Source organism: Larkinella ripae (assembly GCF_054780775.1).
Genome location: NZ_BAAGVR010000025.1, coordinates 23,117 through 48,081, shown reverse-complemented (window position 1 = coordinate 48,081; position 24,965 = coordinate 23,117). Strand labels below are relative to the sequence as shown.

Below are 24,965 nucleotides of genomic sequence, written 5' to 3'. Positions count from 1 at the left end.
CCACAGTGTGTGGAATCGCACACCACACTTTGTTTAATCTTTCCCAAAATTAGTTAAACAAAATTCATAAACAAGTCCATTTGCCCCTTTCTGCCCACTAGAAATCTGCGAATAAGCTGAAATTAAAAGCGGGACAAAATGCAACCAGGTTGCATAATTGCTTATTTTTGCCGAACGCTTTTTATTGTAACTCTCTGAAAGTGAAGCTTGGTGATCTAAAATATAGCTTAGTAGTGACCTTCTTACTGCTAGTGGGAACAAGATTCCCCACTTTCGGTCAGGACCCCTGCGATTGTTTTATTAAAGGCGTGGTGCTGGACAAGGACAGCCGCCAGCCCATTCCCGGCGCGGCTGTTTTCATCAGAGAAGCCCAAAAAGGCACCGTGACCGATTCTGAAGGACACTACCGAATCGGTCAGTTGTGTCAGGGAAACTATACGCTGGTTAGCCGGATTCTTGGCTACAAAGAGATTGCCCAATCCGTCACGCTTGTGCATACTTCCGACCAAACGGTGCTGCTCACGGAGGATGATATTCACCTGCAGGACGTCAACGTAACGGCGCAACGGGCCACGGCGCTCAGCAGCCAGACGGTTTCGCAGCTGGAAGGCAGAACCCTCGACCAGACGCGGGGCCAGTCCCTCGGCGATGCCCTGCGGACCGTCCCGGGCGTGACCACCCTGCAAACCGGCTCGTCGATTGCCAAACCGGTCATTCACGGGATGCACAGCAACCGCGTGCTGATTCTGAACAACGGAATCCGGCAGGAAGGCCAGCAGTGGGGCTCGGAGCACGCACCGGAAATCGATCCGTTCGTCGCGAATCGGATTACGGTCATCAAAGGCGCTGCGGGCGTCCGTTTTGGTTCCGACGCCATCGGCGGGGTCATCCTGGTCGAACCGGCTCCCCTTCCTACCGGCAAAACCGTTCACGGCGAACTGAATCTGGTCGGTTTCAGCAACGGTCGGCAGGGCGTGGCTTCGCTGCAAACCGAAGGCGGTTTTGGAAACGGCTTTGGCTGGCGGGTGCAGGGAACGCTCAAACGGGGCGGCAACATCCGAACACCGAATTATTTTCTGGACAACACCGGCAGTTCGGAACAGAACGTCTCGGCTTCAACCGGTTACCGCGGCACCCGGTTTCGCTCCGAACTGTATTACAGCCGGTTTGCCACCAGACTGGGCATATTTTCCGGCTCCCACATCGGCAGCCTGAGCGATCTGCAAACCGTGCTGGACAACGGCGAACCCCTCGTCAAATCCGGTTTTTCGTACGCCATCGGACGGCCCTACCAGCAGATCGTGCACGATTTGCTGAAGTGGAAAACCGACTGGAAGCCGGCCACCGGTGGCAACTGGAGCCTGACGCTGGCCCGGCAGTTCGACGACCGGATGGAGTATGACCTGCACCGCCCTCGCAATGATTCGCTGGCGGCTTTGAATCGCCCGGAGCTCCGTTTCCGGCTAACGACCTACACCGGCGATCTGGTTTTTGAGCATAAACCCGTGGCCGAAAAACTGACCGGCAGCGTGGGTGTCAGCGGTTTTTACCAATTCAACATCATGAACGGGCGGCCGCTGATTCCGAATTTCCGCACCTACAATGCCGGGATTTTCTGGATTGAAAAACTAAAACTGAACCGCTGGGAATACGAAGCCGGTGTGCGCTACGACTACCGGCACATGCAGATTTTCCGGTACGAAAACCGGGTGTTGGAAAAACCGCTGTTCGTGTTTCAGAACGTTTCGGGAACCATCGGTGCCACCTACTCGATGAACGACCAGTGGACCACGCGCTTTAACGCCGGAACGTCCTGGCGCGCGCCCAACGTGAGCGAGTTGTTCAGCGATGGCGTGCACCACGGCGCAGCGGCCTACGAACTCGGCGACCGCAACCTGCAAGCCGAAATGGCTTATAATTTGAGCCTCAGCACGGAATACACCGGCAAAAAGCTCCAGGCCGAAGTCGGTTTTTTCTACAACACCATTCGGAATTACATGTATCTAAAACCGCAGGCCGAACCCATTCTGACCATCCGGGGTGCTTTTCCGTCGTTCCGATACACCCAAACCGACGCGCTGTACGCGGGCTTGGATGCGAATCTGACGGCGGTTTTGCTGCCCAACCTGAACGGAACGTCTAAGCTGTCGCTGCTGTACGTGCAGGATCTGGTTCAGAATCAGCCCATCGTGATGACGCCACCAAATCGTTGGGAAAACAGCCTGCGGTATGAACTGGGCAAAGGGATCCGTTTGCAGGACGCCTTTGTTGGCGTTGGCCATTTATGGGTAGCCCGCCAAAACCGGGTTCCGGCCGGGCCGGGTTCGGCCAGCAGCGACTTCGCTCCGCCCCCACCCGCCTACTCGCTCTGGAACCTGACGGCCGGTTTTGCCCTGCCAATTTCGGAAAAATACCAGTTGGATGTGGGCCTAGCCGTTACCAATCTGTTCAATACGGTGTACCGCGATTACCTGAACCGCTTCCGGTACTACGCCGATGATCCGGGCCGGAATGCCTCGCTGCGGCTGAAATGGAAATTTTAAGGCGCGTAATAAAACGCCAGGGGATCGGCGTATTGAAAAGCATACCCGATTGTTCTGATCAGCTTTTCCGGACTCACCAGCTTGAACGGAGCCGGTTCCGGCGGTTCGGCGAAGGTTGGGGTTTCAAAGCCAAAATCGTCGCAGTTCTTGCGGTAAACCGCTTCGCGCGTCGGGTGTTCGGGGGCGACAACGTTGAAGGTCTGGCCCGGTTGTGGCTTTTCCAGAAACGATTTGATGATTTGCACCCCGTCGTCCCGGTGAATGTAATTGACCGGAACCGCCCCCGTCGTCAGGCCCTGTTTCCCCGCTACGTAGCGTCCCGGAATGCGGTTGTACCCCAGCAAACCGCCAAAGCGCAGCACCGTTGAATTGCCCAATCCCAAAACCGTCTGCTCCGCTTCGATAAAGGCCGGCGCCAGCGACTGAGCGGGCTGCACCACGTCTTCCTCCACCACTTCGCGGTTCAGGTCCGGGTAGATCGACGTTGAGCTGACATAGATCGTATACGGGATGTTGGCCCCGGTTTTGCGCAGGGCTTCGGCCACGGCCCGAATCTGCCGGGGATGAAAATCGTCGCCGGTTTTCCCGGCTTTCGGCGGAATATCGATCACCAGCGCATCCGTCGTCAGAAAATCGGTCAACTCGTCCCCTTCCGGTTCCGGATTAAACCGCAATTCGTACGGTTTGATACCGCGCTTCCAGAAAACCGGCAATTTGTCTTTGGAGGTTGAGCTGCCCTTGACCACGTAGCCCTGATCCAGCAACGCTTCAGCCAGCGGAAATCCCAGCCAGCCACACCCTAAAATACTGATGGTTTCGATCTTCATTTGGTGTTTTCTTCGGCAAATTTTTGAAATCCCACAATCATTTCTTCAATCGGCGACTGGCTGTTGGCCAGCAAGATAACGGCAATCTGACGCGCGGGATTGAACGCAACGCAGGTCGCAAAACCGCCCGTTCCGCCCTGGTGCCAGTACCACGGTTTTGCGTTGTCCGCATTGCGGTGCCAACCCAGTCCGACGGCCGTTTTTCCATTCACAAATGTCGTTTGCTGCGTTTGTTTCATCAATTCCACCAGTTTTTTCGGCCCTTTTCCCAGCTCCGCTTTGACAAACAGCACCAGATCATTAACCGACGAACGAAGCCCGCCCGCGCCGGTCAGCGACTGAAACTCCCAGGACGAAACCGGGGCGCCCTGCGCGTCGTGCCCCTGCAAGAACCGCTTTTTATCGGTTTCGTTCAACGTAATGACGGTATGGTCCATCGCCAGCGGTTTGGCAATTCGTTCCTTGACCAGGTCTTCGTACGGTTTTTTGTTAACAACTTCCAGAATAGTGCCGAGCAACCCGACCGCCAGATTGGAGTATTCGTACTCCTTACCGGGTTGCCGCGATACGGTAGCGGTTTTCAGGTAAGTATACAGCAATTTCCGGTCATACTGTTTATACGGATTGGCGGCATCCGTAGCGGACGAAAACAAATTGGTCGGCAGGCGCGGCAAACCGGAAGTGTGGTTTACCAGCGTTTTCAGGGTCACCGGAATCCCGTCTTTCTGCAAAGCCGGAATCGAGTCGGGCAAATACCGGTTGACCGGATCATCGAGCTTCACCAGTCCGCGCTGAATGGCGTCGGCCAGCAGGGTAGCCGTGAATGTTTTGCTGATGGAGCCAATTTCGAATAACGAATGGGCATCCGGCAACTGCCCGCTGCCCCGGGCGGTTTCGCCGTAGTGATACGTAAACAGGCTGTCGTTTCGCAGGATACCGATGCTCAGGCCCACCGTATTTGCTTTTTTGATGTAGGGCTGCGCCACCGCATCCACCTGTTTGTCGAACGCCGTTTGGAGCGGATTGCTGGTTAAAACCGGGGCGGTTTTGTCGGCAACGTCAGCTTCGTACGGTTTAAACAGAAACGTGTGGATTTTTTCCGCCCGGTCGCGGCTGAGGTAAAAATCAATCAGGCCTTTTTCGAAGGTGGCTTTGTAGCGGGCAACGCCGTCTTTCACCGTCCGGCGCTCCGACGATTGCCAGCGCCCCAGCTGGGCCTTCAAACCATGCGAAATCTGGGCAAACTGCGCGGCCGAAATCTGGGCGTGAACCGCTTCGCCCATCAGGGCGTAGGTCGAATCGGGTTGCTGGGCGTTGAAATACCGTTTGGCCCGTTCCGCCAGCGAATCAAGCCGGGCGGTTTCCGGCGTTTGAGCGAGGGCCACGTTTGCAACGAGAGCCAGAACGTAAAGGCTGTATTTCATGGTAGGCATGGGTTGGGTCAGTCAAAAATAACGCATCAGGTTACCAATTCCAGTAATTCCGTCGGCTCCGTCTTGTAATTCCGTTTTGATAACTGGTAAAATACCATTTAATAACTTCTCGTGCTACGCTGGCACCCCAAACAAATGACTACACATGAAATGACTGGCAAAATAATAGTCTTCAAATGAGATAAATAATTTGCTTTTTACCTTTGATCGTGTAAATTCACAAACAACTTGCTGTAAATTCGTAGAGATCCGTAATCTTTATTACTTTATAAAACCGTAACTACTTAAAAATCATGAAAGAGGACGTGGAGTTGATCCCCAATGTTCACAATTACTGCGATTCGTGGTGTGAACGGTGTCCGTTGACCAGACAGTGTCAGAATTTTGCCTCGCAATATCCGGATGGCTTAAAACAGCCGACGATGGACGCCGAAACGCTGGTGAGCCGGTTGATGGAAACCCTCGAACTCACCAAAGCGTATCTTCACAAAGCCCAGCAGCAACGGCTTTTGCCAGAAGCCAAAATGCTCCAACAGGAAACGAAAGCAGCCGGTTTGTCGGTCGGGGAAATGCCCAACCCCCTCACCAACCTGTGCGACGATTACCTAGGCCAAACCGCGGCCTGGCTGAAACAGGAAAAAGATTTGCTGGAACAGGCCGGTTATCAGCAGGCGTTTGAAACCAATCTGGGAATCCGGACGGAGCAGGAAGCCGTAGCGTTGCTGAACCAACTGAAAGAGGCCTGGGAGACCATCAAGTGGTACCGGACGCTGATTCCGGTGAAAGTCGTTTCGGCCCTGCAAATCAACAAAAGCCTGTCGCACGACGCTACGCTGCAAGCTTATTTCAACGGAAAAGCCAAGCTGGTGCTGGTCAGCATCGATCAGTCGCTGCGGGCCTGGCACACCTTGCTGGAAAGTTACCCCGAAAAAACCGACGCGGTGCTCGATCTGCTGATTCTGCTCGGTCGCATTCGGCAGCAGATGGAAAAAAGCTTCCCGGATGCGCGGAATTTCCGACGGCCCGGATTAGATTAGTATTCCACTAGCCGCCATCGGTAAAATGAAAGTACACACAACCAATTACACCGACACGTTTATCGCGGTGGCCGACGACTGCCCGGCCGTGGCCGGCGAAGTGCCGCCCGTTAAAGGCGATGCGAAATCGGTAGCCAACCTCCAGTTTGAGCTGTTGAGCAAAAATCCGTACCGGTTTACGTCCGACGATGTGCTGTTTCAGGTGTATGCCGAACGCAATGATTTGACCGAAAGCGAATGGGAGGCTGCCCGGGCGCAGTTTTTCTCGAAGGGGCAACCGTGTTTTCGGGCCTCCCCGCTGACCAAACGCTACGGCTGGGGCTTACACAGTGACAAGGAAGGGAAAATTGCCCTGTTCAGCCGGGCCAGTGATGCCTACGAAACCCTCAAAAAAGATCCCTCGCTCAACGTAGTGAAGGCCATGAGTTCGAAAAGAGCCTGATTAACTGGCTTTTAAAATGTCGCACTTTTACAATACCGGCGCGCGCCGGTATTGTACTTTTGAATCGTCAACTATACTTCTCTCCGACGATGAAAAAGGTGTGTATCCTATTCGTATTGAGCGCTTTATGCGCTTTGGTAACCAATGAACCCGTTAGTAAGCTAAACGGTGCTTACCGGCAAACCCGTTACAAATTTGGTGCTATGAAATCCTGGAAAAACCGGGATTCGATCACGGTGATCAAGGTGTTTAAAGATGGCTACTGGTTTACGGGCTGGTATGCCGACAAACGACGCGGGCGGCCCTACTTCGACGGCGTCGGGGGCGGCACGTATGAGCTGAAAAACGGCAAGTACCTGGAAAAAATCGCCTACTACTCCTGGGATTCGACGGCCGTGGGCAAGGTGCTGGCGATGGACTACAAAGTCGATCCGAAAGCGTTTCAGCAAACCGGTTTTCTGAATTCCGACAAGTACAAAAACTACGAAGTCAGCGAGGTCGACGAGCGGATTGTGGCCAAAGAAGCGCTCAAAAACCGGGAGCTGGAGGGCGTCTGGCTGATGCAGGAAGGCACTTGGGGCAAAACCCGCCTGGGCGCGGGGCCGTATAAAGGTATTAAAGTGGTGAAAATCTTCAGTTACCCGCTGGTCGTGTATGCGTATTACAACCCCAAAACTGGGCAGTTCAACGGCGCGGGGGCGGGTCGGTACCAGTACGACGGCAAGACTCTGACCGAAACCAACGAGTTTTTCTCCTGGGATCATAAGCAAACCGGCGTAAAAAGCGACTTCAGGATTACCAAACAGGGCGATCATTATACCCAGGAAGGTTGGAAAGGCGGCTTACGCGAAGTGTTTGTCCGGGCGGACTAATCATAGGGACCTGTCAACGGAGTTTGGCCCATAACGAGCCGGCACAGGATGCTACCCGAAACGGGGTATAATCCAATAAAACCGCCTTCTTCTCTTTAAAAATGTCGCAAATTTACAATACCGGCGGTTACCCGGGTTGTAATTTTGAGGCATCAATCAAACCACAATTCACACCATGAAACATCTTACCATCTTCCTCTTTTTTCTAGCCGCAGGCCCGGTTTTAGCCCAATCTACGACCCGGCTCTGGACCGACGCCGACCAGCAGTACACGGTCGAGAACCTGAAACGAACCCGCGACGAACTCATCCGCGAGACCGAGTCCCTGACCGATGCCCAGTGGCATTTCCACGAAACGCCCGAACGCTGGTCGATTGCCGAAGTCGTTGAACACCTGGCACTCTGGGAAATTATCTGGGCGCGCGAAATCAGCGTCGGTACGCGCAACAAACCGCAACCGGAACTGAATCAGACCAGCCGGCCGGATCATTACTACACTACGTTTATCATGGAGGACACCCCGCACCAGTCGTCGGATCTGTCGAAGCCGACCGGTTTTATCCGGGGAAAAGACAATTTAACGTTTTTCCTGCGGCACCGCGACCAGGCCATTGCCTTTGCTGAAAAAACCAAAGTCGATATGCGGGCGCAGTTCGAGTTTACGGCGGCTGGCGACAACCCGCGCAACATGCACCAGGTCTACCTTTACCAGTGGGGCCACGTCGATCGGCACCTGCGGCAAATCCGGAAAGTAAAAGCGCACGCGAATTATCCGAAAGACGGGAAAATTTGAGAGGAACGAGTTGTGTCGCGGAGTTGAGCGGAGAAAAAAGGAGTTACACGGAGGTTCATTAAAACAGTCTCTGCTTAATTCTTCTTTTCTCCGCTCAACTCCGCGATACAACCTTTTCCCTTATTTCTTTTTAATCACAAATTCCACCCGGCGGTTGGTTTGCCGGCCCTCGTCGGTGTCGTTGCTGGCCACCGGTTTTCCTTCGCCGTAGCCTTTGCTGGCCACGCGGTCGGGCTCGATGCCTTTGCCGATAAAGTATTCACGAACGGCGTCGGCCCGGTCCTGCGAAAGTTTCAGGTTGATTTCGTTGGAACCCGTGTTATCGGTATGACCACCCACTTCAATGGTCATTTTGGGGTTTTCGTTAAAGGTGCTGACCATCCGGTCGAGTTCCGGGAAGGACTCGTCGCGCAGCGTGGCTTTTCCCACGTCGAAGAAAATGTTGTTCAGCCGCACGGCACGGCCCACTTCAATCGGAATCAAGGTCAGCTCCTTGCCCTTAATTTCCTGAAATCCTTTGGCTTCCCGCAGATCGACGCTGCCGCCTTCGGCGATAAAATTGGGCGCAATGGCCCGCATGCTGTACTGTTTACCGTACGGCAGAACGATTTTGTATTCACCCGTAACCGGGTCGGAAGTCGCTTCACCCGCTTCGGTGCCATCGGGCAGCGTCTGGTAAATCACTTTGGCTTCGATGGGCTTCCCGGTTTTCTGATCGATTACTTTGCCGCTCACCAGCACAACCGGGTCGGGGCGGATTTCCTGCGGTACGGTTTTGTCGTTGGGGTTTGCCGTATCGATAAGCTTGATGCGCACAATATCGCCTTTGCCGAGCGTGTTTTTGAAACTCGTCATGTAGGCGTATTCGCCCGAAGCCGCCACGGAATAATAGGCGTCATAGCCATCGGTATTGATCGCCGGACCCAGGTTCACCGGTTTTGACCAGTGTTTCCAGGTTTTATCGACCCGTTTGGCCACGTAAATGTCGTTGCTGCCCGAACCGCCGGGCCGGTCGCTGGAGAAATACAGGGTCGCACCGTCGGCGGCCAGAAAGGGCGTGGTTTCGGTTCCGTCGGTGTTGATTTCCGCGCCGAGGTTCAGCGGTTTGCTCCACGAACCGTCTTTTTGCCGAAAGCTGACGTAAATATCGTCTTCCTTGCTGTTCTTTTTTTCGCTGAATGCCATCACCAGCACCTTGCCGTCGGCCGACAGATACCCGCAGTCGTACTGCCCCTTGCTGATGCGCTCGTAGCCCGGAATGTTTAATTTCTGGGGGGGTGACCAGCCCATGGCAGTGCGTTTGCTCGTCGAAAAACCGCGTGTTTCGTAGGTACCGTTGTTGTACGCGCCTTTGATCAGCATCGTATTTCCGTCGGGCGTGATGCTGTATGCGCAGTTATACTCATCTTTATTGAGCGGGGAAGTCATGCGCCGGGCGGCCCCCCAGGTATTCCCCGAACTCAGCTCCGAAAACCAGATATCCTGGCTGCCTTTGTTCCCGTGGGTATTCTGGGGATGGCTGATGCGGGCAAAATAGAGCGTTCGTCCGTCGGGCGAGATCACCGGATTTACTTCATTGTACTCGGAGTTGACCAGATTTCCCAGACTTTCTGCTTTTGCTACCGGGTTCTGCTGGGCCAGGGCCAGCGGCATGATAAGGCCCAAAAATCCGGTCAGCGCACATTCCCGAAGTTTCATTTGCACGGTGTAGAGGTTGATAAAATAAGAACGAAGAATCCGCTCCGATTAGTTTATCGAGATTGAAGTCAAATCAAATGCCAGATTACCCGGATCGGCCCGCTTTTTGCTGTAAATATTTATAAAATTGACGGCATAAATCCAGTTATTTCGGATATTTTCCGCAATTTTAAACCTGTAGTTAGAATTACCGAGATGGACCCCTTCAGAAAACGAAAAAAGAAACATACGGTTTCGCACACCGTACCCTCCCACCGCGAGCGGATTCGCGTGGTGATCAACGTCATTTTGTGTCTGATTGGGCTGGTATTTGGCTACTTCTATCTGGTTAACGGACTGATTCTGGGCTGGTTATTTCTTGCAGCGTTTACCTTCTTCCTGTTCGTTCAGTTTGCCAAACCCACCGACTACGACATTTAAATCGCCTGCTCCCAGAACGCTTCAATTTGCGCCAACAGGTCGTCGATGGTATCCGCAACAATAAGTAATTCCCGGTTTTCGGCTTTCAGAAAACCATCAGCCACCATCCGGTCCAGTTGCTGGAGCATCAGATCATAAAAACCGTTGGTGTTCAGAATCCCCACCGGGCCGTCGTAGAGCCGAAGCTGCCGCCAGGCCAGAATTTCGAAGAGTTCATCCAGGGTTCCGTAGCCGCCGGGCAGCGCAATCACTCCTTTGGCAAACTGCACCATTTTGAACTTCCGCTCGTGCATGGTTTCCACAAAATGCAGTTCGGTCAGTGTGTTATGGGCCACTTCCAAGGCCGCCAGAAAATTGGGAATAACCCCGGTTACCTGACCGCCATTCGACAGCACGGCGTCGGCCACCGCGCCCATCAGGCCCAGATTCCCCCCCCCGTAGATCAACCGGATTTCTCTTTCCGCGAATTTCTCGCCTAATTCCCGAGCGACTTCTTTGTATAGAGGATTGGTGCCGGAGCTCGATCCGCAGTAAACGACAATGCTTTTCATTCCACAAACATACACGCGTGAAACGGGATTCCGTTGGTGAACCCGGAATTATGACCGGTGAAAAACGCGGATTACTTTGTCAGCGTGTTGCTGAGCGCCCGCCAGTCGATCTTCTGCACGATTTCGTTCGCAACCTCGAACGGCGCCTTGATCGTCACAATGACATTTTCGATCATCGTGCCGCCTTTCTTGTAGGAATAATGGTAGAGCTTATCCCCCCGCGGGTTTTTCTGAAGATTGTTTTTCCAGTTGCCCAGCAAGACCACGGTTTCGGGCCGGGCGGCAATCCCGGATTCGTTGGGTTTCAGCACAATCTGGAGCGCCAGCGGGGCGCCATTAACCGAAATGGTTTTGTAGGAAGCCGCAAACCGGTTGCTGATCGGTTCTTCCACGCGGTAATTGCCCGCATTCATTTCCACATTGATATCAACCGTCGATTTGGCCAGATCGGTCGTGCGGTTCGGATCGGCTTCCCGATACACCGAGTCCGTGCTCATCACAAACGAACGTTGCTGCTGGGTGATGGTATCACCAATGGATTTGGCGCTGTCGGCGCGGGCTTTCTGCTGGCTTGCGGCCGAAGCCTGCTGAAACGATAAATCGTAGCGATCTCCGCAAATCCGAAAGATTTTGCCGTATTCATCGCTCAATTCCAGCTTGCCGAGCGAACTCCGCTCGTCGAATACCTTCCAGTCTCCCGCCGGCGGATTATTTTTGAATTGATTCTGGAGCTCTTTTACCACTTTTTCATAAGCCGCATTCTGTTGCGGAGTGGCGGGGTCGCACTGGCTAAAAGCCGCCGTTGCCATCCCTAAAAATGTCACTATCAACGAAATAGATACCTTCATAACCATTCTCAGTTTTAAGCGAAACCGGCGAACGCAGCAAAAGGTTATAAAAAATCAGTCGCCGACAATCGAATCGATCAGCCAGGTGACAATGGAAACCACAACGCTGAAAAGTAGAGCCGCGATAAAACCGTCGACGCGAAAACCGCCGATCAGGTAATCGGTCAGGTAGACCATCAGCACGTTGATGACCAGGTAAAAAAGCCCCAGCGTCAGGATCGTGATGGGAATGGTGAGAAAAACCAGGATCGGTTTCAGGAAGGCATTCAGCAAACCCAGGACGATGGCAACGATCAAAGCCGTGCCAAAACCGTCGACACCGACACCGGGAATCAAATAACTGGCGACAAGAACAGCGACCGCGCTGATAAGGATTCGGATAATCAGGCCCATAGTGCGTATAGCGTTTAACGTTTGATGGCTGAAGTTGTATGAAAAAAACCAACTCCACTCATCAAACCCGAAACGTTAAACCATTGTTCAGCGCCTTATTTGGAATGCCGTTGCTGCAAGACCCCAATGATGTCGTCCAGATCGATGTTTTTCTGTTCGAGCAGGATCAGATAGTGGTACAGCAGGTCGGCGGCTTCGCCTTTAAACAGTTCGTCGTTGCTGTCTTTGGCTTCAATCACCAGTTCGACGGCTTCCTCGCCCACTTTCTGCGCAATTTTGTTCACGCCCTTTTTAAACAGCGAAGCCGTGTAGGAACCTTCCGTCGGATTTCGCTTCCGGTCGCGAATGATGCTTTGCAAATAATTGAGGAACAGCCCTTTGCCGTTGTTTTCTTCGTTAAAGCACGTATCGGCCCCGGTATGGCAGGTCGGGCCGGCGGGCTGGGCTTTGATCAGCAGGGTATCGCCGTCGCAATCGACCCGGATTTCCCTGACGTGCAGGAAGTTATTGGACGTTTCGCCCTTCGTCCAGAGCCGTTGTTTGCTGCGGCTGAAAAACGTCACGACGCCCTCGGCTTTCGTTTTGTCGTACGCTGCCTGATTCATGTAACCGAGCATCAGGACTTTGCCGGTTTCGGCGTCCTGAATAACGGCGGGAATCAGACCGTCGGTATTTTTTGCAAACTCTATTTCCGTATTCATGATCAATCCGTTAAACGAACTTCAATTCCTTTTTTCTGTAAGTAGGCTTTCAGGGCCGGTATTTCGATTTCCTTGAAGTGAAAAATACTGGCGGCCAGTCCGGCATCGGCTTTTCCGCGGGTGAACACATCCACAAAATGCGCCATCGACCCGGCTCCGCCCGACGCAATAACCGGGATGTTGGCCGCGCCCGAAATCTGCGCCGTAAGGTCGAGCGCAAAACCGGCTTTGGTGCCGTCCGTGTCCATCGACGTCAGCAGGATTTCGCCCGCGCCCCGGTTTTCAATTTCTTTCGCCCACGGAATGGTCCGGATTTCCGTCGGCTTTCGCCCGCCGTGCGTATGAACCAGGTGCTCTCCGTTCACAAACCGGGTGTCAATGGCTACCACGATGCACTGACTGCCAAACTCCTGCGCCAGTTCGTCAACCAGCGCCGGATTCCGCACCGCCGACGAATTGATCGACACTTTATCGGCCCCGGCGTTGAGCAGCGCCGACACATCGGCTTTCGACGAAATACCGCCCCCGACCGTAAACGGAATGTTGACGACATGCGCCACCCGCCGGACCAGCTCGATGAGGGTTTTGCGCTCGTCAACCGTGGCCGTAATGTCCAGAAAAACCAGCTCGTCGGCACCCTGCCTGGCGTAAATGGCACCCAGTTCCACCGGATCGCCCGCGTCGCGCAGGTTGATAAAATTCGTTCCCTTGACCGTCCGGCCATCTTTGATGTCGAGGCAGGGGATGATGCGTTTGGTTAGCATATATGCAACTCCGATCTATTAAAATATCCGGATGATTTCGTCAATAATTGCGCTTACCTTTTGTAATTCGACGGTATCCGTATAATGCTTGCTATACTGAAGCGGATTGCTATACGTATAGTGATGGTAATACTTCTTACTGAGTATTTCAAAATGATAACTTGTCCCGTCCGCGATCAACAAAAAACCTCTTTCAGGCCGTTTTTTCATCGTAATGGTAACCTCTCCTCCACTTGATACGTCAACCCGGCGAGAGGTATCGCCGGGTTCCGGTTTATAAGGCCTGAAAACCGGTAATGATACCATATCTGGCAGCATCGTGATGTCGTTCGCTATCAATTTTTTCCAAATGGCCTGGTCTTCTTTTGTATTTATAACCTGTTTTTTAAATCCTGTGAACTTGTGTTTGTCATATTCCAGGCTGTATCTAGTGGTTTTCAGCTTATTGTGTTCTTTGGTTAGCACATAAAGCACCTGGAAATCTCCGTACCGAAGTTCTTCTTTAACCCACATCCGCACTTCGTATTCCCCTTCTTCCAACGCCGGTTTTTTCAACCGAAGTTGACGGGCAAGGCTCTCGAAGCGCGAACGAATGACAGTATCTGTCGCCATTTTGATCACCGTGCCTCCAAAGGCTGTTGATGTTAACAACCCTCCACACCCCAGCCAAAAAACGGTCAACAGCGTTTTCATGTTAAAGGAATTGGCTTAACTCCTTCAACGTCACCCGGTTTTCGTAGATCGCTTTGCCGACGATCACCCCGAACAGGTTCATGTCGGCCAGCACTTCCAGATCCTGCACTCCGCTGACCCCCCCGCTGGCGATGATGTTCAGGCCGGGAAACTGATCCTGCAGGTTGCGGTATAATTCAAACGATGGCCCCTGCAGCAAACCGTCTTTGGCGACGTCGGTGCTGATGACGTACTGGACGCCTTTTTCTCTGTAATTTCCCACAAAATCGTAGACCCAGACTTCGGTGGACTCTTCCCAACCGCTGACAGCGATCTTCTCGTTTTTGGCATCCGCGCCCAGAATAATTTTCTCCGGGCCGTACTGGCTCAGCCAGCGTTCGAACACATCCGGTTTTTTGACGGCGATGCTGCCGCCCGTCACCTGTCTGGCTCCGCATTCAAACACCACCCGCAAGTCCTCATCGGATTGCACGCCCCCGCCAAAATCAATGTGTAACCCGGTTTTGCCCGCAATCAGCTCCAGCACCTTCCAGTTCACGACGCGTTTTTCCCTGGCGCCGTCCAGATCAACAAGGTGCAGCCGCGTCAGGCCGGCATCTTCAAACTGCTGTGCCACTTCGAGCGGGCGGGCGTTGTATTCTTTCTTCTGACTGTAATCGCCCTGCGTCAGCCGGACGGCTTTGCCTTCAATGAGGTCGATGGCGGGAATGATGTGCATGGTGTTGGGACAAAGAGCCGCGACGGCGGAAAGACGAAAGACAGAAAACCGGGGTGAAATCTTTTTTCTCCCGGCTAAGCTCTCTACTCTATTTTTAAAAAATTTTCCAGAATCCGCTGCCCGATGTTCCCGCTGATTTCGGCGTGAAACTGGGCTGCGTAAAAATTATTCTTCTGCAACATGGCGCTAAACGGCTGAACATACTCGCAGACCGCCGTGGTTTCCGCACAAACGCCGGCGCAGTAACTGTGAACGAAATACACGTATGCCTGGTCCGGAAGTCCTTCGGTCAGCGGTCCTTTCAAAGCCGTCAAACTGTTCCAGCCCATGTGCGGCACCTTAAAACCGGGTGTTGTCGGAAACCGCCGGACCTCCGCATCGAACACACCCATACAGGGCGTGTCGCCTTCTTCCGAATACCGACAAAGCAGTTGCATACCGACGCAGGTGCCCAGCACCGGCTGTTTCAGCGACGGAATCAGCCGATCCAGCCCGCGTTCACGCAGGTAGGCCATTGCCGTGCTAGCTTCGCCCACGCCGGGGAAAATAACTTTGTCGGCCGAGCGGATTTCGGCTTCGTCGTCGGTCAGGAGGTAGCTGGCGCCAATGCGGTCCAGGGCGTACATCACCGACTGCACGTTTCCGGCGTTGTATTTGATAATGACGGTTTTCATAACAAAAAACCCGGTTCGGGACAGAACCGGGTTTGGTATCGGGAATTTCGTTGTTTCTTGTTCAACCCCAAAAACGCATCCGTTCTGCCATGCTAACAGACAGAATGATGATGCTGACGAATGGTTCCTGCGGGATTCATACAGCAAATGTAAACCGGCCCGTTATAAAATCAAAACATTGTTGCCAGTCAGTATGAGTACGCCGTATTCTGATTTTGTCCACGGTTATTGTTGTAAAACATCCGATCAAATCTTCGACTCGGTTCGTAAATAGTTCTACCAGGATTTCCTTTATTCGACCCGTTTCTCTGAAGATATAACGCAGAAAAACAACGCTTATAGCGGATTACGTGTCGTTTCAATGACATCCTCATCCCGAATTCCCCGCTGGGTTTCATAAATAGAATCTGTTTTGATTCCGGCCGCCCGAATCGTCGCAATGATACGATGATCACTATTTTCGACCTGATTCTTTCCTTCCCAAAGGGAACAAACCCTGCGCAGACGTTTTAAAACAAACTCCCCTGAACGACTTCGGGCCGGATGTTCGGCTCCTGCAGGTTGAGGCCGCAAACCGCATTCAGTTTCCGGACCCAATACCGGATCAGCTCGGGGGCCGTATCGTTTTCTTCCCCACCGTGAATAAACAGGTAGGCAGTTTGCAAGCCTTTTCCAAACCAGCCGTTCAGCCGCTCAACCCAGGCATCCGTTCGCTCGTAATCGGTCCGGTGGCCTTCATTGGCGACAAACCGCAGCACCAGTTTGGGGCTCGTCAGGCTCATGTGCAGGACATCGCGCCGACCCGCCACGTCGGAAATGACCACATCGCGGTGGAGCGCACCAAGCCGCTCGAGCGTTTGCTGCCAGATCGCCGGTTTTCCAAACCAGTCGGGATGCCGGAACTCCACGGCCACTTCCAGATCGTCGGGCAGGTTTTTCAGGTAATTTTCCAAAACCGGCCATTTATCCGGCCCGAACGTCGGCGGCAATTGAAGAAACGTCGTCCCCAGGTACTCTTCCAGACTCAAAACCGCATTGACAAACTCCTCGGTCAGCGACTCGGCGGCCACCAGCGCCCGGTCGTGGCTGATGGCCTGCGGAAATTTCGGGCAATACACAAACCGGGGACGAATGGGCGAGTCGGCGGCTGCGGTTTTCCACTTTTCAATCATCCCCGGCGTCGGGATGTGGTAGTGGGTGCTGTTCAGCTCAATGGTGTTGAATTGCTGCGTGTAGTAGTGCAGAAAATCCCGTTCTTTCGCCTGCGACGGGTAGATCCGGCCCACGTAGCTTTTATTCGCCCAAAGCGGCCCGCCAATGTATACTTCCGGAGACGTCGTTGGCTCCACTTTGTCCCAAACCGTCTGGTTGAACCACGAATCGGGCGGCAGCGTAAAGTCAACAGTATCGACCGTGGGCAATTTTCCAAAGTCCATGCGCGTAAAAAGATGGTCGTGTGCACGTAAAACCACCAAATCCGGTGTTTCGTTTTCGCGCCCGTTCTGAATTGACTAATTTTGTACCGAATTTAAACGCTGCTTCCCTCTGATGTTCTCTGATAAGCCCTGTGTGACAGCTTAAAAGTTATTTCACAGACGGGCCGCCCGGCGGTTAAGCAGAGTAAATTGGAGTTTATCAGAGTAACATAGGTTATGATTTCAAAGACGTATAATCCGAAAGATATAGAGGCTAAGTGGTACCAGTATTGGCTGGACAGTCGCTTTTTTCATTCCACCCCCGACGAGCGCGAACCGTACACCATCGTCATTCCGCCCCCGAACGTGACCGGCGTGCTGCATATGGGGCATATGCTCAACAACACCATTCAGGATGTACTGATCCGGAAAGCGCGGATGCAGGGCAAAAACGCCTGCTGGGTGCCGGGAACCGACCACGCATCCATTGCGACGGAAGCGAAGGTGGTGGCGATGCTGAAGGATCAGGGAATCAATAAACGGGACATTGGCCGGGAAAAATTCATCGAACACGCCTGGGAATGGACCCACAAATACGGCGGCATCATCCTGGCGCAACTCCGCAAGCTCGGCGCGTCCTGCGACTGGGACCGTACGCGCTTCACGATGGAACCGGTTTTATACGATGCCGTGATCGACACGTTTGTGGATTTGTTCAACAAAGGTCAGATTTACCGGGGTGTCCGGATGGTCAACTGGGACCCGCAGGGCCGGACGGCGGTTTCGGATGAGGAGGTTATCACGAAGGAAGTTCAGCAGAAACTGGTGTACATCCGGTACGAAATCAAAGCCGAACGGGAAGAAGGAGAAAAGGATTACGTGACGATTGCGACCGTCCGGCCGGAGACGATCATGGCGGACGCGGCCATCTGCGTCAATCCGAACGACGAACGGTATACGCACCTGCACGGCAAAAAAGCCCTGATTCCGCTGATTAACCGGGAAATTCCGATCATTACGGACGACTACGTGACGATGGATTTTGGTACGGGTTGTTTGAAAGTAACGCCCGCCCACGACCCGAACGACTACGAACTGGGCATCAAACACCGGCTGCCGGTGATCGACATCCTGAACGAAGACGGCACCCTGAACGAGAAGGCGCAGATCTTTGTCGGGCAGGACCGGTTTGCGGCCCGGAAAGCCATTATTAAAGAACTGGAGGAGAAAGGCAATCTGGTTAAACTGGAAGAATACAAATCCAATGTCGGTTTTTCGGAGCGGACCAACGCGGTAATTGAGCCGAAGCTGTCGCTGCAGTGGTTTCTGAAAATGAAGGAAATTTCGAAACCGGCGCTGGAAAACGTCATGAATGATACCATTCAGCTGCATCCGTCGAAATTCAAGAACATGTACCGGTCCTGGATGGAAAACGTTCACGACTGGTGCATCAGCCGCCAACTCTGGTGGGGCCACCGCATTCCGGCGTTCTACATGAAAGACGGCACGATCATCGTCGCCAAAACGAAGAAAGACGCCCTGCGGATCGCCCGGGATAAATACCAGCTGTTCGCCCTGAGTGAAACCGATCTGACGCAGGATGAGGATGTGCTGGACACCTGGTTTTCGTCCTGGCTCTGGCCGATGTCGGTTTTCGTTCCGTCCAACAACCCGAACGATCCGAAAGCCGGGCCGGGGGATCTCGATTATTATTACCCGACCAACGATCTGGTGACGGCGCCCGAAATCCTGTTTTTCTGGGTGGCCCGGATGATCATTGCCGGTTACGAATACAAAGGTCGTGAACCGTTTAAGAATGTGTACCTGACGGGCATTGTGCGCGACAAACAGGGCCGCAAAATGTCGAAATCGCTCGGCAACTCGCCCGATCCGCTGGACCTGATCGAGCAGTTTGGGGCCGACGGCGTTCGGACGGGGATGCTCTTCAGTTCACCGGCGGGGAACGATTTGCTGTACGACGAGAAGCTGGTGGAGCAGGGCCGGAATTTCTGCAACAAAATCTGGAATGCTTTCCGGCTGGTGAAAGGCTGGCGGGTTAGTGACGAAACGACGGTTGTGGAAAAACCGGCAGCGGTATTGTGGTTTGAGTCGAAACTCAACCAGACCTTGCTGGAGCTGGAAGACCACTTCAGCAAATACCGCATGTCGGACGCCCTGCACACGGTTTATAAACTCATCTGGGATGATTTCTGCTCGCAGTACCTCGAGATGATCAAACCGGGTTACGAGCAGCAGGATCAGGTTCGGCCCATCGACCCGGTTACCTACGACGCCACCATCGACTTTTTCGAGCGGCTGATGAAGCTGGCGCACCCGTTCATGCCGTTCATTACGGAAGAAATCTGGCAGGACATCAGCGAACGGAAAGAAGGCGAAAGCATCTGCGTCTCGGACTACCCGAAAGCGGGCGCCGTTGACAAAGCCTTGCTGGCGGATTTTGACCTGCTGTTCGATATCGTGTCAACCGTTCGGAATATCCGCAACAGCAAGCAGATCAGTCCAAAAACCGCCTTGCCGCTGGCCATCAAAACCGACGATCCGGCCCGTTTCCGACCGCTGGAAAGCCTGATTCAGAAACTGGCCGTCGTCTCCGACATTGGCTACGTTTCCGAAAAAGCCGAGGGGGTTTCGTTCCTCATCAAAAGCACCGAGTTTTTTGTCAATATCGCCGGTGAAATAGATGTGGAACAGGAGCGCACTACCATTGAGAAGGAACTCAGCTACACGAAAGGTTTTCTGGAGTCGGTGATGAAAAAACTCTCGAACGAAAAATTCGTCGCGAACGCCAAACCGGAGGTCATCGAACGTGAACGCCAGAAACTGGCCGACGCCGAAATCAAAATCAAGGCGCTGGAAGCCAATCTGGCGGCCCTGTAATTTCTGAAGTGGGATTCCGCGGAATCCCACTTCAAAATCAAGATTTTAAGATTTTCACTTCCACCCGCCGGTTCAGGCGCTTCGTTTCTTCGCGCGCATTATCGGCAATGGGTTTGCTGCCACCGTAGGCCTGCGTCTGAATCCGGGCGGGTTCGATTGCTTTGCTGGTCAGGTAACTTTTGACGGCATCGACGCGCTTCTGCGACAGGGCCACGTTCAGCTTCGCGTCGCCCACGTTGTCCGTGTGGCCCGCCAGCTCGATTGCCATCACCGGATTGCGCTTCATGATGGCCACCAGCGAATCGAGTTCCGGGTAGGATTCCGGTTCAATCCGGTAAGCCGATTGTTGAAACAGCAGGTTATTGAGCCGGTAGGTCCGACCCGCTTCGACTTTGGCGCCGAAGTTTTCCACTTTCTCGGCCGGAGCCGGTTTTGGATCTTCTTTCGGGAGAGTCTGCGCCAGAACCGTATCCTTTGGCGCGGGTGTGGGAGCCGGTTTTTTGACGGGTGGAACGGCGGGTTTGGTTTTGGACGGCACGGGCGGTTTTTTGACGGGCGGTTTGGTATTCCGCTGATCCTCGGTGTAGGCCAGCACCCGTAGGTCGTAGACGTTGTAAGGCTGCTGCGAGCCGGTGCGGCTTTTGTAAAACCGCACATCCTCCTCAATCAAATCAACCGCATCCACGTTCTTGGCCGGTCGTTCAAAATGCGCTTCGCAGGATATTTTCTCGGCAAAATCAAACCGGGCCGCCTGGGCCTCATCCAGAATAGCGACCTCTTCAACCTGCCCATTGTCCAAAATCGCCTTTATATTTTTAATGTACAGCAGGGCATACTCCCGGTTGCCTTTTTTATCGTAAAGCCGCCATGAATTGGGGTGGCCGGGGCCGTACACGGTTTGTGAACTGTGGGAAAATTCGGAGCGGAGCCGGGGCTTTCGGGTCTGGTTGTCTGATACAAAATAAACCACCATTTTATGATTGGAGTATTCTATTTTGGTAACCTGACCGCCCCCTTCCACCGTTCGCTGGAGCGGATTGACGTCGCGCTGAACAATCTTCTGCGCCCGAACGGCCACCAGCCCGCCCGTGCTGATTAACCATACAATCAGAAAGCCACGTTTAATTATCTCGTTCATCACCTCGCGCTCGTTGTAATCGATAGTGCTACTTTCTAAATCACCGGTTTTTTTACTTTTTATGGACAAAAAGTAAAACTTTATTATTTTATTTCTAATTTTTGCAACTAAAATTCTATTTATTGGAATGATACGTAGAGTTTAGTGCTAATATTGCCAAATCACACAATTCCACACAATGAGCAAATGCATCTTTCTAGATCGGGACGGTGTTTTGAATGAAGACCGGACAGACTATGTATACCGGGTTGAGGACTTTATTATTCCCAAGGGCGTTGTCGAAGGGTTACAACTGCTGAAAAGCGCCGGTTACCTGTTAATTGTTGTTACGAATCAGGCCGGCATTGCGCGCGGTTTGTATTCGCGGAACGATGTCATGCAGTGTCATCAATACCTTCAGGATCAGTGCGGCAATCTGCTGGACGACATCTACTTCTGCCCCCACCATCCCGACTACGATACGCAGTCGTTGCTGCGGAAACCCAACTCGCTGATGCTCGAAAAAGCCATTGCCAAATACAACATCGATGTCAGCCAGTCGTGGATGATTGGCGATGCGCTGCGGGATATGCAGGCCGGCCGGCGCGTCGGTGTCCGCACCGTACACATCACGCGTGAAACACCAAAACCGCCTGTTGGTGATCAACAGGCGCCTAATTTGCTGGAAGCGTCGAAAGTAGTGCTGAATGCGGTTTCTTAGGCGACTTGTTCGGTCGGCACCGGTTGTTTTTTCTGCAACTGGCTGTCATAAGCCGGACACGCCCGGCGCGCGCACGAACCAAGCGATACGACAGCCATCAATCCCAGAATAATACTTATCTTTTTCATTGTTTATGTGTTTTTCGTTTTCCAATAGCCAGGCGGCTATTGGAAAACGGACAAAAACTATGCTATAGTATCAACTCTCCTGCTTTTCTAATTCCTCAACGGACTGCTCCTGCTCTTCTTCGGCTTTGGCCGCTTCGATTTCGAGCGTCACGGGCGTAGCCGTTTGCTGAAAACCCAGGATTTTGAGCATCACTTCACTATCCTGTTCCGGCGCGAACAGCCGCGTCGTGAGTTTGCCTTCACTATCCCGGTCCACTATGACGTGCTGCGGGGCCGGAATCAGGCAATGCTGAATCCCGCCGTAACCGCCCAGCGACTCCTGGTAGGCGCCCGTGTGGAAAAAACCGATGTACTGGTCTTCCGTATCGCGCTCAAAAATCGGCAGGTACAAGTCGGCGCTGTGGGCTTCGGTGTTGTAAAAATCGTGCGAGTCGCAGGTCAAACCGCCCAGGTTGACTTTCTGGTAGGGATTGTCCCAGTTATTCACCGACAGCATGATGTATTTCTGGCCAAGTCCCCACGAATCGGGCAGGTGCGTAATGAACGAACCGTCGATCATGTACCACAGCTCCTTGTCGTTCTGTAGTTTCTGATCAATGACCTTATAAATAACGGCACCACTCTCACCGACCGTATAACTGCCAAATTCCGTGAAAATGTGCGGAACCGGCACGTTGTTCTTGTTGCAGATCCACTGGATACTTTCCACAATCTGATCGACCATCGCCTGGTAGTCGTACGTGAACTGAAACGAGGTTTGAATCGGCATCCCACCGCCAATGTCAATCGAATCCAGATCGGGACAGATTTTGCTCAGCTCGCAGTACTTATACATAAACCGGCTGAGTTCACTCCAGTAATAAGCACTGTCTTTGATCCCGGTATTGATAAAGAAGTGAAGCATTTTCAGCTTGAACTTCCCGCTGTTCTGAATTTTCGAGCGGTACAGTTCATTGATGTCGCTGTACCGAATGCCCAAACGGGAAGTATAGAAGGCGAAGTTCGGTTCTTCGTCGGTCGCAATCCGGATGCCTAGATTTACCGTCTCGGCAGTTACCGAATCTTCGTAGGCTTCAATCTCTTTCAGGTTGTCCAGCACCGGAACGACGTTGAAACCTTCGTTGATCAGCTCACTGATGTACTGCGTGTACAACGGCCGCTTGTAGCCGTTGCAAATCAGAAAGGTGTTCTTGTCGATCTTGCCGTCTTTGTACAGTTCCCGTATAATCGGAATGTCAAAGGCGGACGACGTTTCGAGATGAATTTTATTTTTTAAGGCTTCTTCGAGCACAAACCGGAAATGCGACGATTTGGTACAGTAGCAGTAGGTATACGTGCCCTTGTAATTATAACGTTTTATGGCATTCTTGAACAGCAGCCGGGCGTGTTCAATGTGCTCGGTAATTTTGGGCAGGTAGGTCAGCTTTAAAGGGGTTCCATACTGCTTGATAATGTCCATCAGCGGAACATTGTTGAACAGCAAATGATTGTTCTCCACTTTGAATTCGAGGGTCGGAAATTCAAAGGTCTGTTCGATCAGGTCGTTGTAGCTTTTCATCCTTTCGGCAGAAGCATATAAGATTGTTCTTGGTTTTGAAAAAAGTCTGCGAAAATGCCATAAAAAGAGCAGCTTTGCAATGGCTCGGGAAGCTGTTTACAAAAACAAAATGTAACCCAGACCGAACGCCTGATTGCCAAGCTGCTGCGTGGATCGTTATTCGCAGTAGTGAAAACGAAAAAACCGGGTTTTTGATTCGGGCAGCTGCGTTAAATTTTCCGAGCGGGATGCTCCCGGTTTTAGTAAAGCAGGCGGTTTTTGATCTCCCCGGCGACTTTTCGGTTTAAAAATCAAAAGAACTTGTATTTTTAGCGCCATAAATTTGACAGAATGAAGCCATTGACCATTCATTTTATCTCCATTGGCGGCAGTGTTATGCACAACCTCGCCATTGCGCTGCATCAACAGGGACACCACATCAGCGGTTCGGACGACGAAATTCACGACCCATCCCGAACCCGACTTGAAAAACACGGTTTACTGCCCGCTCAGACCGGCTGGAATCCGGAAGCCGTTCATGCCGGTCTCGACGCCGTGATTCTGGGCATGCACGCCCGGCCCGACAATCCGGAGCTGCAAAAAGCCCGCGAACTGAATTTGCTGGTTTACTCCTACCCCGAATTCGTCTATCAGCAAAGTGTGAACAAACAGCGGGTTGTGGTAGCCGGGAGTCACGGGAAAACCACGATTACGTCGATGATTCTGCACGTGCTCAACTATCATCACCGGAAGTTCGATTATGTAGTTGGCGCGCAACTGGATGGCTTCGATACGATGGTGAAGCTGACCACCGATGCCCCCGTTATTGTCATTGAAGGCGATGAGTATGGTTCGTCTCCTACCGACCCGCAGCCGAAATTTTTGCATTACCAGCCGCATCTGGTCCTGATCAGCGGCATTGCCTGGGATCACGTCAATCTGTATCCGACCTACGACCAGTACGTTCACCAGTTCGAGCGGCTGGCCGACGCCATGTCGAAATCCGGTACGATTATTTTCGATGATACGGACGATATGCTGGACGTGATTGCTCTGAAAGAGCGTGAGGACGTTACCCGGCAACCCTACGATGTGCACTCGTACCGGATCGAAAACGGCAAAACCGTGTTGGTGACCAAACACCAGGGCGATGTGCCGGTTTTGGTTTTCGGCGAACACAACATGAAGAACATCAGCGGGGCGCTGGCCATCTGCGATCACCTGGGCGTCACGGAGGATTTATTTTACGAAGCCATTCAGAGTTTTAAGGGGGCGCACAAACGGCTGGAGAAAGTGTCCGAGTCGGCCTCAACGGTTGTTTTCCGCGACTTCGCCCACGCGCCCTCCAAGGTCGGTGCCACAACCGAAGCCGTAAAGGCCCAGTTTCCGGCCCACCGACTGGTGGCCTGCGTCGAACTGCACACGTTCAGCAGTCTGAACAAAACCTTTCTGAATCAATACCGCGACAAGCTGGACAAGGCCGATGTGGCTGCGGTTTTCTTTAGTCCGCACACGCTGGAGCTCAAAAAGCTTGACCCTATTGATCCTGCCGATATCGTTACGGCTTTTGATCGGCCCGACCTGCAGGTTTTCACCGATTCATCCGCCTTGCAGCAATTCCTGAAAAGCCAGCAAAACGGCCAGCCGACGGTTTTCCTCCTGATGAGCTCGGGAAATAATCTGAATTTTGATGTTTGAATCGTCTGAACGGGGATTAGACAAATTAAATCGGGCCGCCGGAG

25 protein-coding genes are annotated in these 24,965 nt (G+C 52.8%); 10 read left to right on the top strand and 15 right to left on the bottom strand.

Annotation, left to right across the window (positions count from 1 at the left end; genetic code table 11):
• Positions 1–251: 251 nt before the first annotated feature.
• Positions 252–2,543 (top strand): TonB-dependent receptor, encoded by a 2,292-nt coding sequence (locus ACYVHX_RS20185; RefSeq protein ID WP_460673494.1) that lies wholly within the window; start codon positions 252–254, stop codon positions 2,541–2,543.
• Here ACYVHX_RS20185 and ACYVHX_RS20180 read toward each other — a convergent pair.
• Both ACYVHX_RS20180 and ACYVHX_RS20175 read right to left on the bottom strand, forming a co-directional pair.
• Positions 2,540–3,370 carry a Rossmann-fold NAD(P)-binding domain-containing protein gene (locus tag ACYVHX_RS20180; protein ID WP_460673493.1) on the bottom strand — a complete coding sequence of 277 codons (831 nt, stop codon included), beginning with the start codon at positions 3,368–3,370 and terminating at the stop codon, positions 2,540–2,542. The genes ACYVHX_RS20185 and ACYVHX_RS20180 overlap by 4 nt on opposite strands.
• A complete protein-coding gene (locus tag ACYVHX_RS20175; protein ID WP_460673492.1) occupies positions 3,367–4,794 on the bottom strand; it encodes a serine hydrolase domain-containing protein in 1,428 nt (475 codons plus the stop codon). The genes ACYVHX_RS20180 and ACYVHX_RS20175 overlap by 4 nt, the downstream gene beginning before the upstream one ends.
• 302 nt (positions 4,795–5,096) lie before the next feature.
• On the opposite strand from ACYVHX_RS20175, the gene ACYVHX_RS20170 reads away from it, so the two are divergent.
• The 4 genes from ACYVHX_RS20170 to ACYVHX_RS20155 all read left to right on the top strand — a co-directional run bounded on the left by ACYVHX_RS20170 (position 5,097) and on the right by ACYVHX_RS20155 (position 7,947).
• Positions 5,097–5,840, top strand: a complete 744-nt coding sequence (locus ACYVHX_RS20170) for a hypothetical protein (protein WP_460673491.1) — start codon at positions 5,097–5,099, stop codon at positions 5,838–5,840.
• 25 nt (positions 5,841–5,865) lie between these two features.
• Positions 5,866–6,282 carry a DUF6157 family protein gene (locus ACYVHX_RS20165; RefSeq protein WP_460673490.1) on the top strand — a complete coding sequence of 139 codons (417 nt, stop codon included), beginning with the start codon at positions 5,866–5,868 and terminating at the stop codon, positions 6,280–6,282.
• A gap of 203 nt (positions 6,283–6,485) precedes the next feature.
• The gene (locus tag ACYVHX_RS20160; protein ID WP_460673489.1) at positions 6,486–7,154 is read left to right on the top strand and encodes a hypothetical protein; all 669 of its coding nucleotides are present in this window, start codon (positions 6,486–6,488) and stop codon (positions 7,152–7,154) included.
• A gap of 175 nt (positions 7,155–7,329) precedes the next feature.
• Entirely contained in the window at positions 7,330–7,947 is a 618-nt protein-coding gene (locus ACYVHX_RS20155; RefSeq protein WP_460673488.1) for a DinB family protein, read from the top strand.
• A gap of 120 nt (positions 7,948–8,067) precedes the next feature.
• Here ACYVHX_RS20155 and ACYVHX_RS20150 read toward each other — a convergent pair whose 3' ends face one another.
• Positions 8,068–9,600 carry an OmpA family protein gene (locus tag ACYVHX_RS20150; protein WP_460673659.1) on the bottom strand — a complete coding sequence of 511 codons (1,533 nt, stop codon included), beginning with the start codon at positions 9,598–9,600 and terminating at the stop codon, positions 8,068–8,070.
• A gap of 240 nt (positions 9,601–9,840) precedes the next feature.
• On the opposite strand from ACYVHX_RS20150, the gene ACYVHX_RS20145 reads away from it, so the two are divergent.
• Positions 9,841–10,065, top strand: coding sequence for a hypothetical protein (locus ACYVHX_RS20145; RefSeq protein WP_460673487.1), 225 nt, complete (start codon positions 9,841–9,843; stop codon positions 10,063–10,065).
• Here the strand turns inward: ACYVHX_RS20145 and ACYVHX_RS20140 are convergent.
• The 9 genes from ACYVHX_RS20140 to ACYVHX_RS20100 form a co-directional block, all read right to left on the bottom strand.
• The gene (locus ACYVHX_RS20140; protein ID WP_460673486.1) at positions 10,062–10,616 is read right to left on the bottom strand and encodes an LOG family protein; all 555 of its coding nucleotides are present in this window, start codon (positions 10,614–10,616) and stop codon (positions 10,062–10,064) included. The two genes, ACYVHX_RS20145 and ACYVHX_RS20140, sit on opposite strands and share 4 nt — an antisense overlap.
• 71 nt (positions 10,617–10,687) lie before the next feature.
• Positions 10,688–11,464, bottom strand: a complete 777-nt coding sequence (locus ACYVHX_RS20135; RefSeq protein WP_460673485.1) for a hypothetical protein — start codon at positions 11,462–11,464, stop codon at positions 10,688–10,690.
• 54 nt (positions 11,465–11,518) lie between these two features.
• The gene (locus ACYVHX_RS20130) at positions 11,519–11,857 is read right to left on the bottom strand and encodes a phage holin family protein (protein WP_460673484.1); all 339 of its coding nucleotides are present in this window, start codon (positions 11,855–11,857) and stop codon (positions 11,519–11,521) included.
• 95 nt (positions 11,858–11,952) lie between these two features.
• Positions 11,953–12,558 carry a bifunctional phosphoribosyl-AMP cyclohydrolase/phosphoribosyl-ATP diphosphatase HisIE gene (gene hisIE / locus ACYVHX_RS20125; protein ID WP_460673483.1) on the bottom strand — a complete coding sequence of 202 codons (606 nt, stop codon included), beginning with the start codon at positions 12,556–12,558 and terminating at the stop codon, positions 11,953–11,955.
• A gap of 2 nt (positions 12,559–12,560) precedes the next feature.
• Positions 12,561–13,322 carry an imidazole glycerol phosphate synthase subunit HisF gene (gene hisF, locus ACYVHX_RS20120; RefSeq protein ID WP_460673482.1) on the bottom strand — a complete coding sequence of 254 codons (762 nt, stop codon included), beginning with the start codon at positions 13,320–13,322 and terminating at the stop codon, positions 12,561–12,563.
• Positions 13,323–13,340: 18 nt separating this feature from the next.
• The gene (locus ACYVHX_RS20115; protein ID WP_460673481.1) at positions 13,341–14,015 is read right to left on the bottom strand and encodes a hypothetical protein; all 675 of its coding nucleotides are present in this window, start codon (positions 14,013–14,015) and stop codon (positions 13,341–13,343) included.
• Position 14,016: 1 nt separating this feature from the next.
• Positions 14,017–14,733 carry a 1-(5-phosphoribosyl)-5-[(5-phosphoribosylamino)methylideneamino]imidazole-4-carboxamide isomerase gene (gene hisA / locus ACYVHX_RS20110; protein WP_460673480.1) on the bottom strand — a complete coding sequence of 239 codons (717 nt, stop codon included), beginning with the start codon at positions 14,731–14,733 and terminating at the stop codon, positions 14,017–14,019.
• Between the two features lie 83 nt (positions 14,734–14,816).
• The gene (gene hisH, locus ACYVHX_RS20105) at positions 14,817–15,407 is read right to left on the bottom strand and encodes an imidazole glycerol phosphate synthase subunit HisH (RefSeq protein WP_460673479.1); all 591 of its coding nucleotides are present in this window, start codon (positions 15,405–15,407) and stop codon (positions 14,817–14,819) included.
• 509 nt (positions 15,408–15,916) lie between these two features.
• Positions 15,917–16,843 (bottom strand): DUF72 domain-containing protein, encoded by a 927-nt coding sequence (locus tag ACYVHX_RS20100; RefSeq protein ID WP_460673478.1) that lies wholly within the window; start codon positions 16,841–16,843, stop codon positions 15,917–15,919.
• Between the two features lie 216 nt (positions 16,844–17,059).
• Between ACYVHX_RS20100 and ACYVHX_RS20095 the strand changes: the two genes are divergently transcribed.
• Positions 17,060–19,720, top strand: coding sequence for a valine--tRNA ligase (locus ACYVHX_RS20095; RefSeq protein WP_460673477.1), 2,661 nt, complete (start codon positions 17,060–17,062; stop codon positions 19,718–19,720).
• Between the two features lie 37 nt (positions 19,721–19,757).
• Here ACYVHX_RS20095 and ACYVHX_RS20090 read toward each other — a convergent pair whose 3' ends face one another.
• Complete coding sequence (locus tag ACYVHX_RS20090) at positions 19,758–20,858, bottom strand: OmpA family protein (protein WP_460673476.1); 1,101 nt, start codon at positions 20,856–20,858, stop codon at positions 19,758–19,760.
• Positions 20,859–21,036: 178 nt separating this feature from the next.
• On the opposite strand from ACYVHX_RS20090, the gene ACYVHX_RS20085 reads away from it, so the two are divergent.
• A complete protein-coding gene (locus ACYVHX_RS20085; RefSeq protein WP_460673475.1) occupies positions 21,037–21,558 on the top strand; it encodes a D-glycero-alpha-D-manno-heptose-1,7-bisphosphate 7-phosphatase in 522 nt (173 codons plus the stop codon).
• Here the strand turns inward: ACYVHX_RS20085 and ACYVHX_RS20080 are convergent.
• Together ACYVHX_RS20080 and ACYVHX_RS20075 are read right to left on the bottom strand one after the other, a co-directional pair.
• Entirely contained in the window at positions 21,555–21,686 is a 132-nt protein-coding gene (locus ACYVHX_RS20080; protein WP_460673474.1) for a hypothetical protein, read from the bottom strand. The two genes, ACYVHX_RS20085 and ACYVHX_RS20080, sit on opposite strands and share 4 nt — an antisense overlap.
• Before the next feature lie 70 nt (positions 21,687–21,756).
• Positions 21,757–23,244, bottom strand: a complete 1,488-nt coding sequence (locus ACYVHX_RS20075; RefSeq protein ID WP_460673473.1) for a type III PLP-dependent enzyme domain-containing protein — start codon at positions 23,242–23,244, stop codon at positions 21,757–21,759.
• A gap of 35 nt (positions 23,245–23,279) precedes the next feature.
• Here ACYVHX_RS20075 and ACYVHX_RS20070 point away from each other — a divergent pair, with 35 nt between their 5' ends.
• Both ACYVHX_RS20070 and ACYVHX_RS20065 read left to right on the top strand, forming a co-directional pair.
• Complete coding sequence (locus tag ACYVHX_RS20070) at positions 23,280–23,531, top strand: hypothetical protein (protein WP_460673472.1); 252 nt, start codon at positions 23,280–23,282, stop codon at positions 23,529–23,531.
• Between the two features lie 43 nt (positions 23,532–23,574).
• The gene (locus ACYVHX_RS20065) at positions 23,575–24,921 is read left to right on the top strand and encodes a UDP-N-acetylmuramate--L-alanine ligase (RefSeq protein ID WP_460673471.1); all 1,347 of its coding nucleotides are present in this window, start codon (positions 23,575–23,577) and stop codon (positions 24,919–24,921) included.
• Positions 24,922–24,965: the final 44 nt, after the last annotated feature.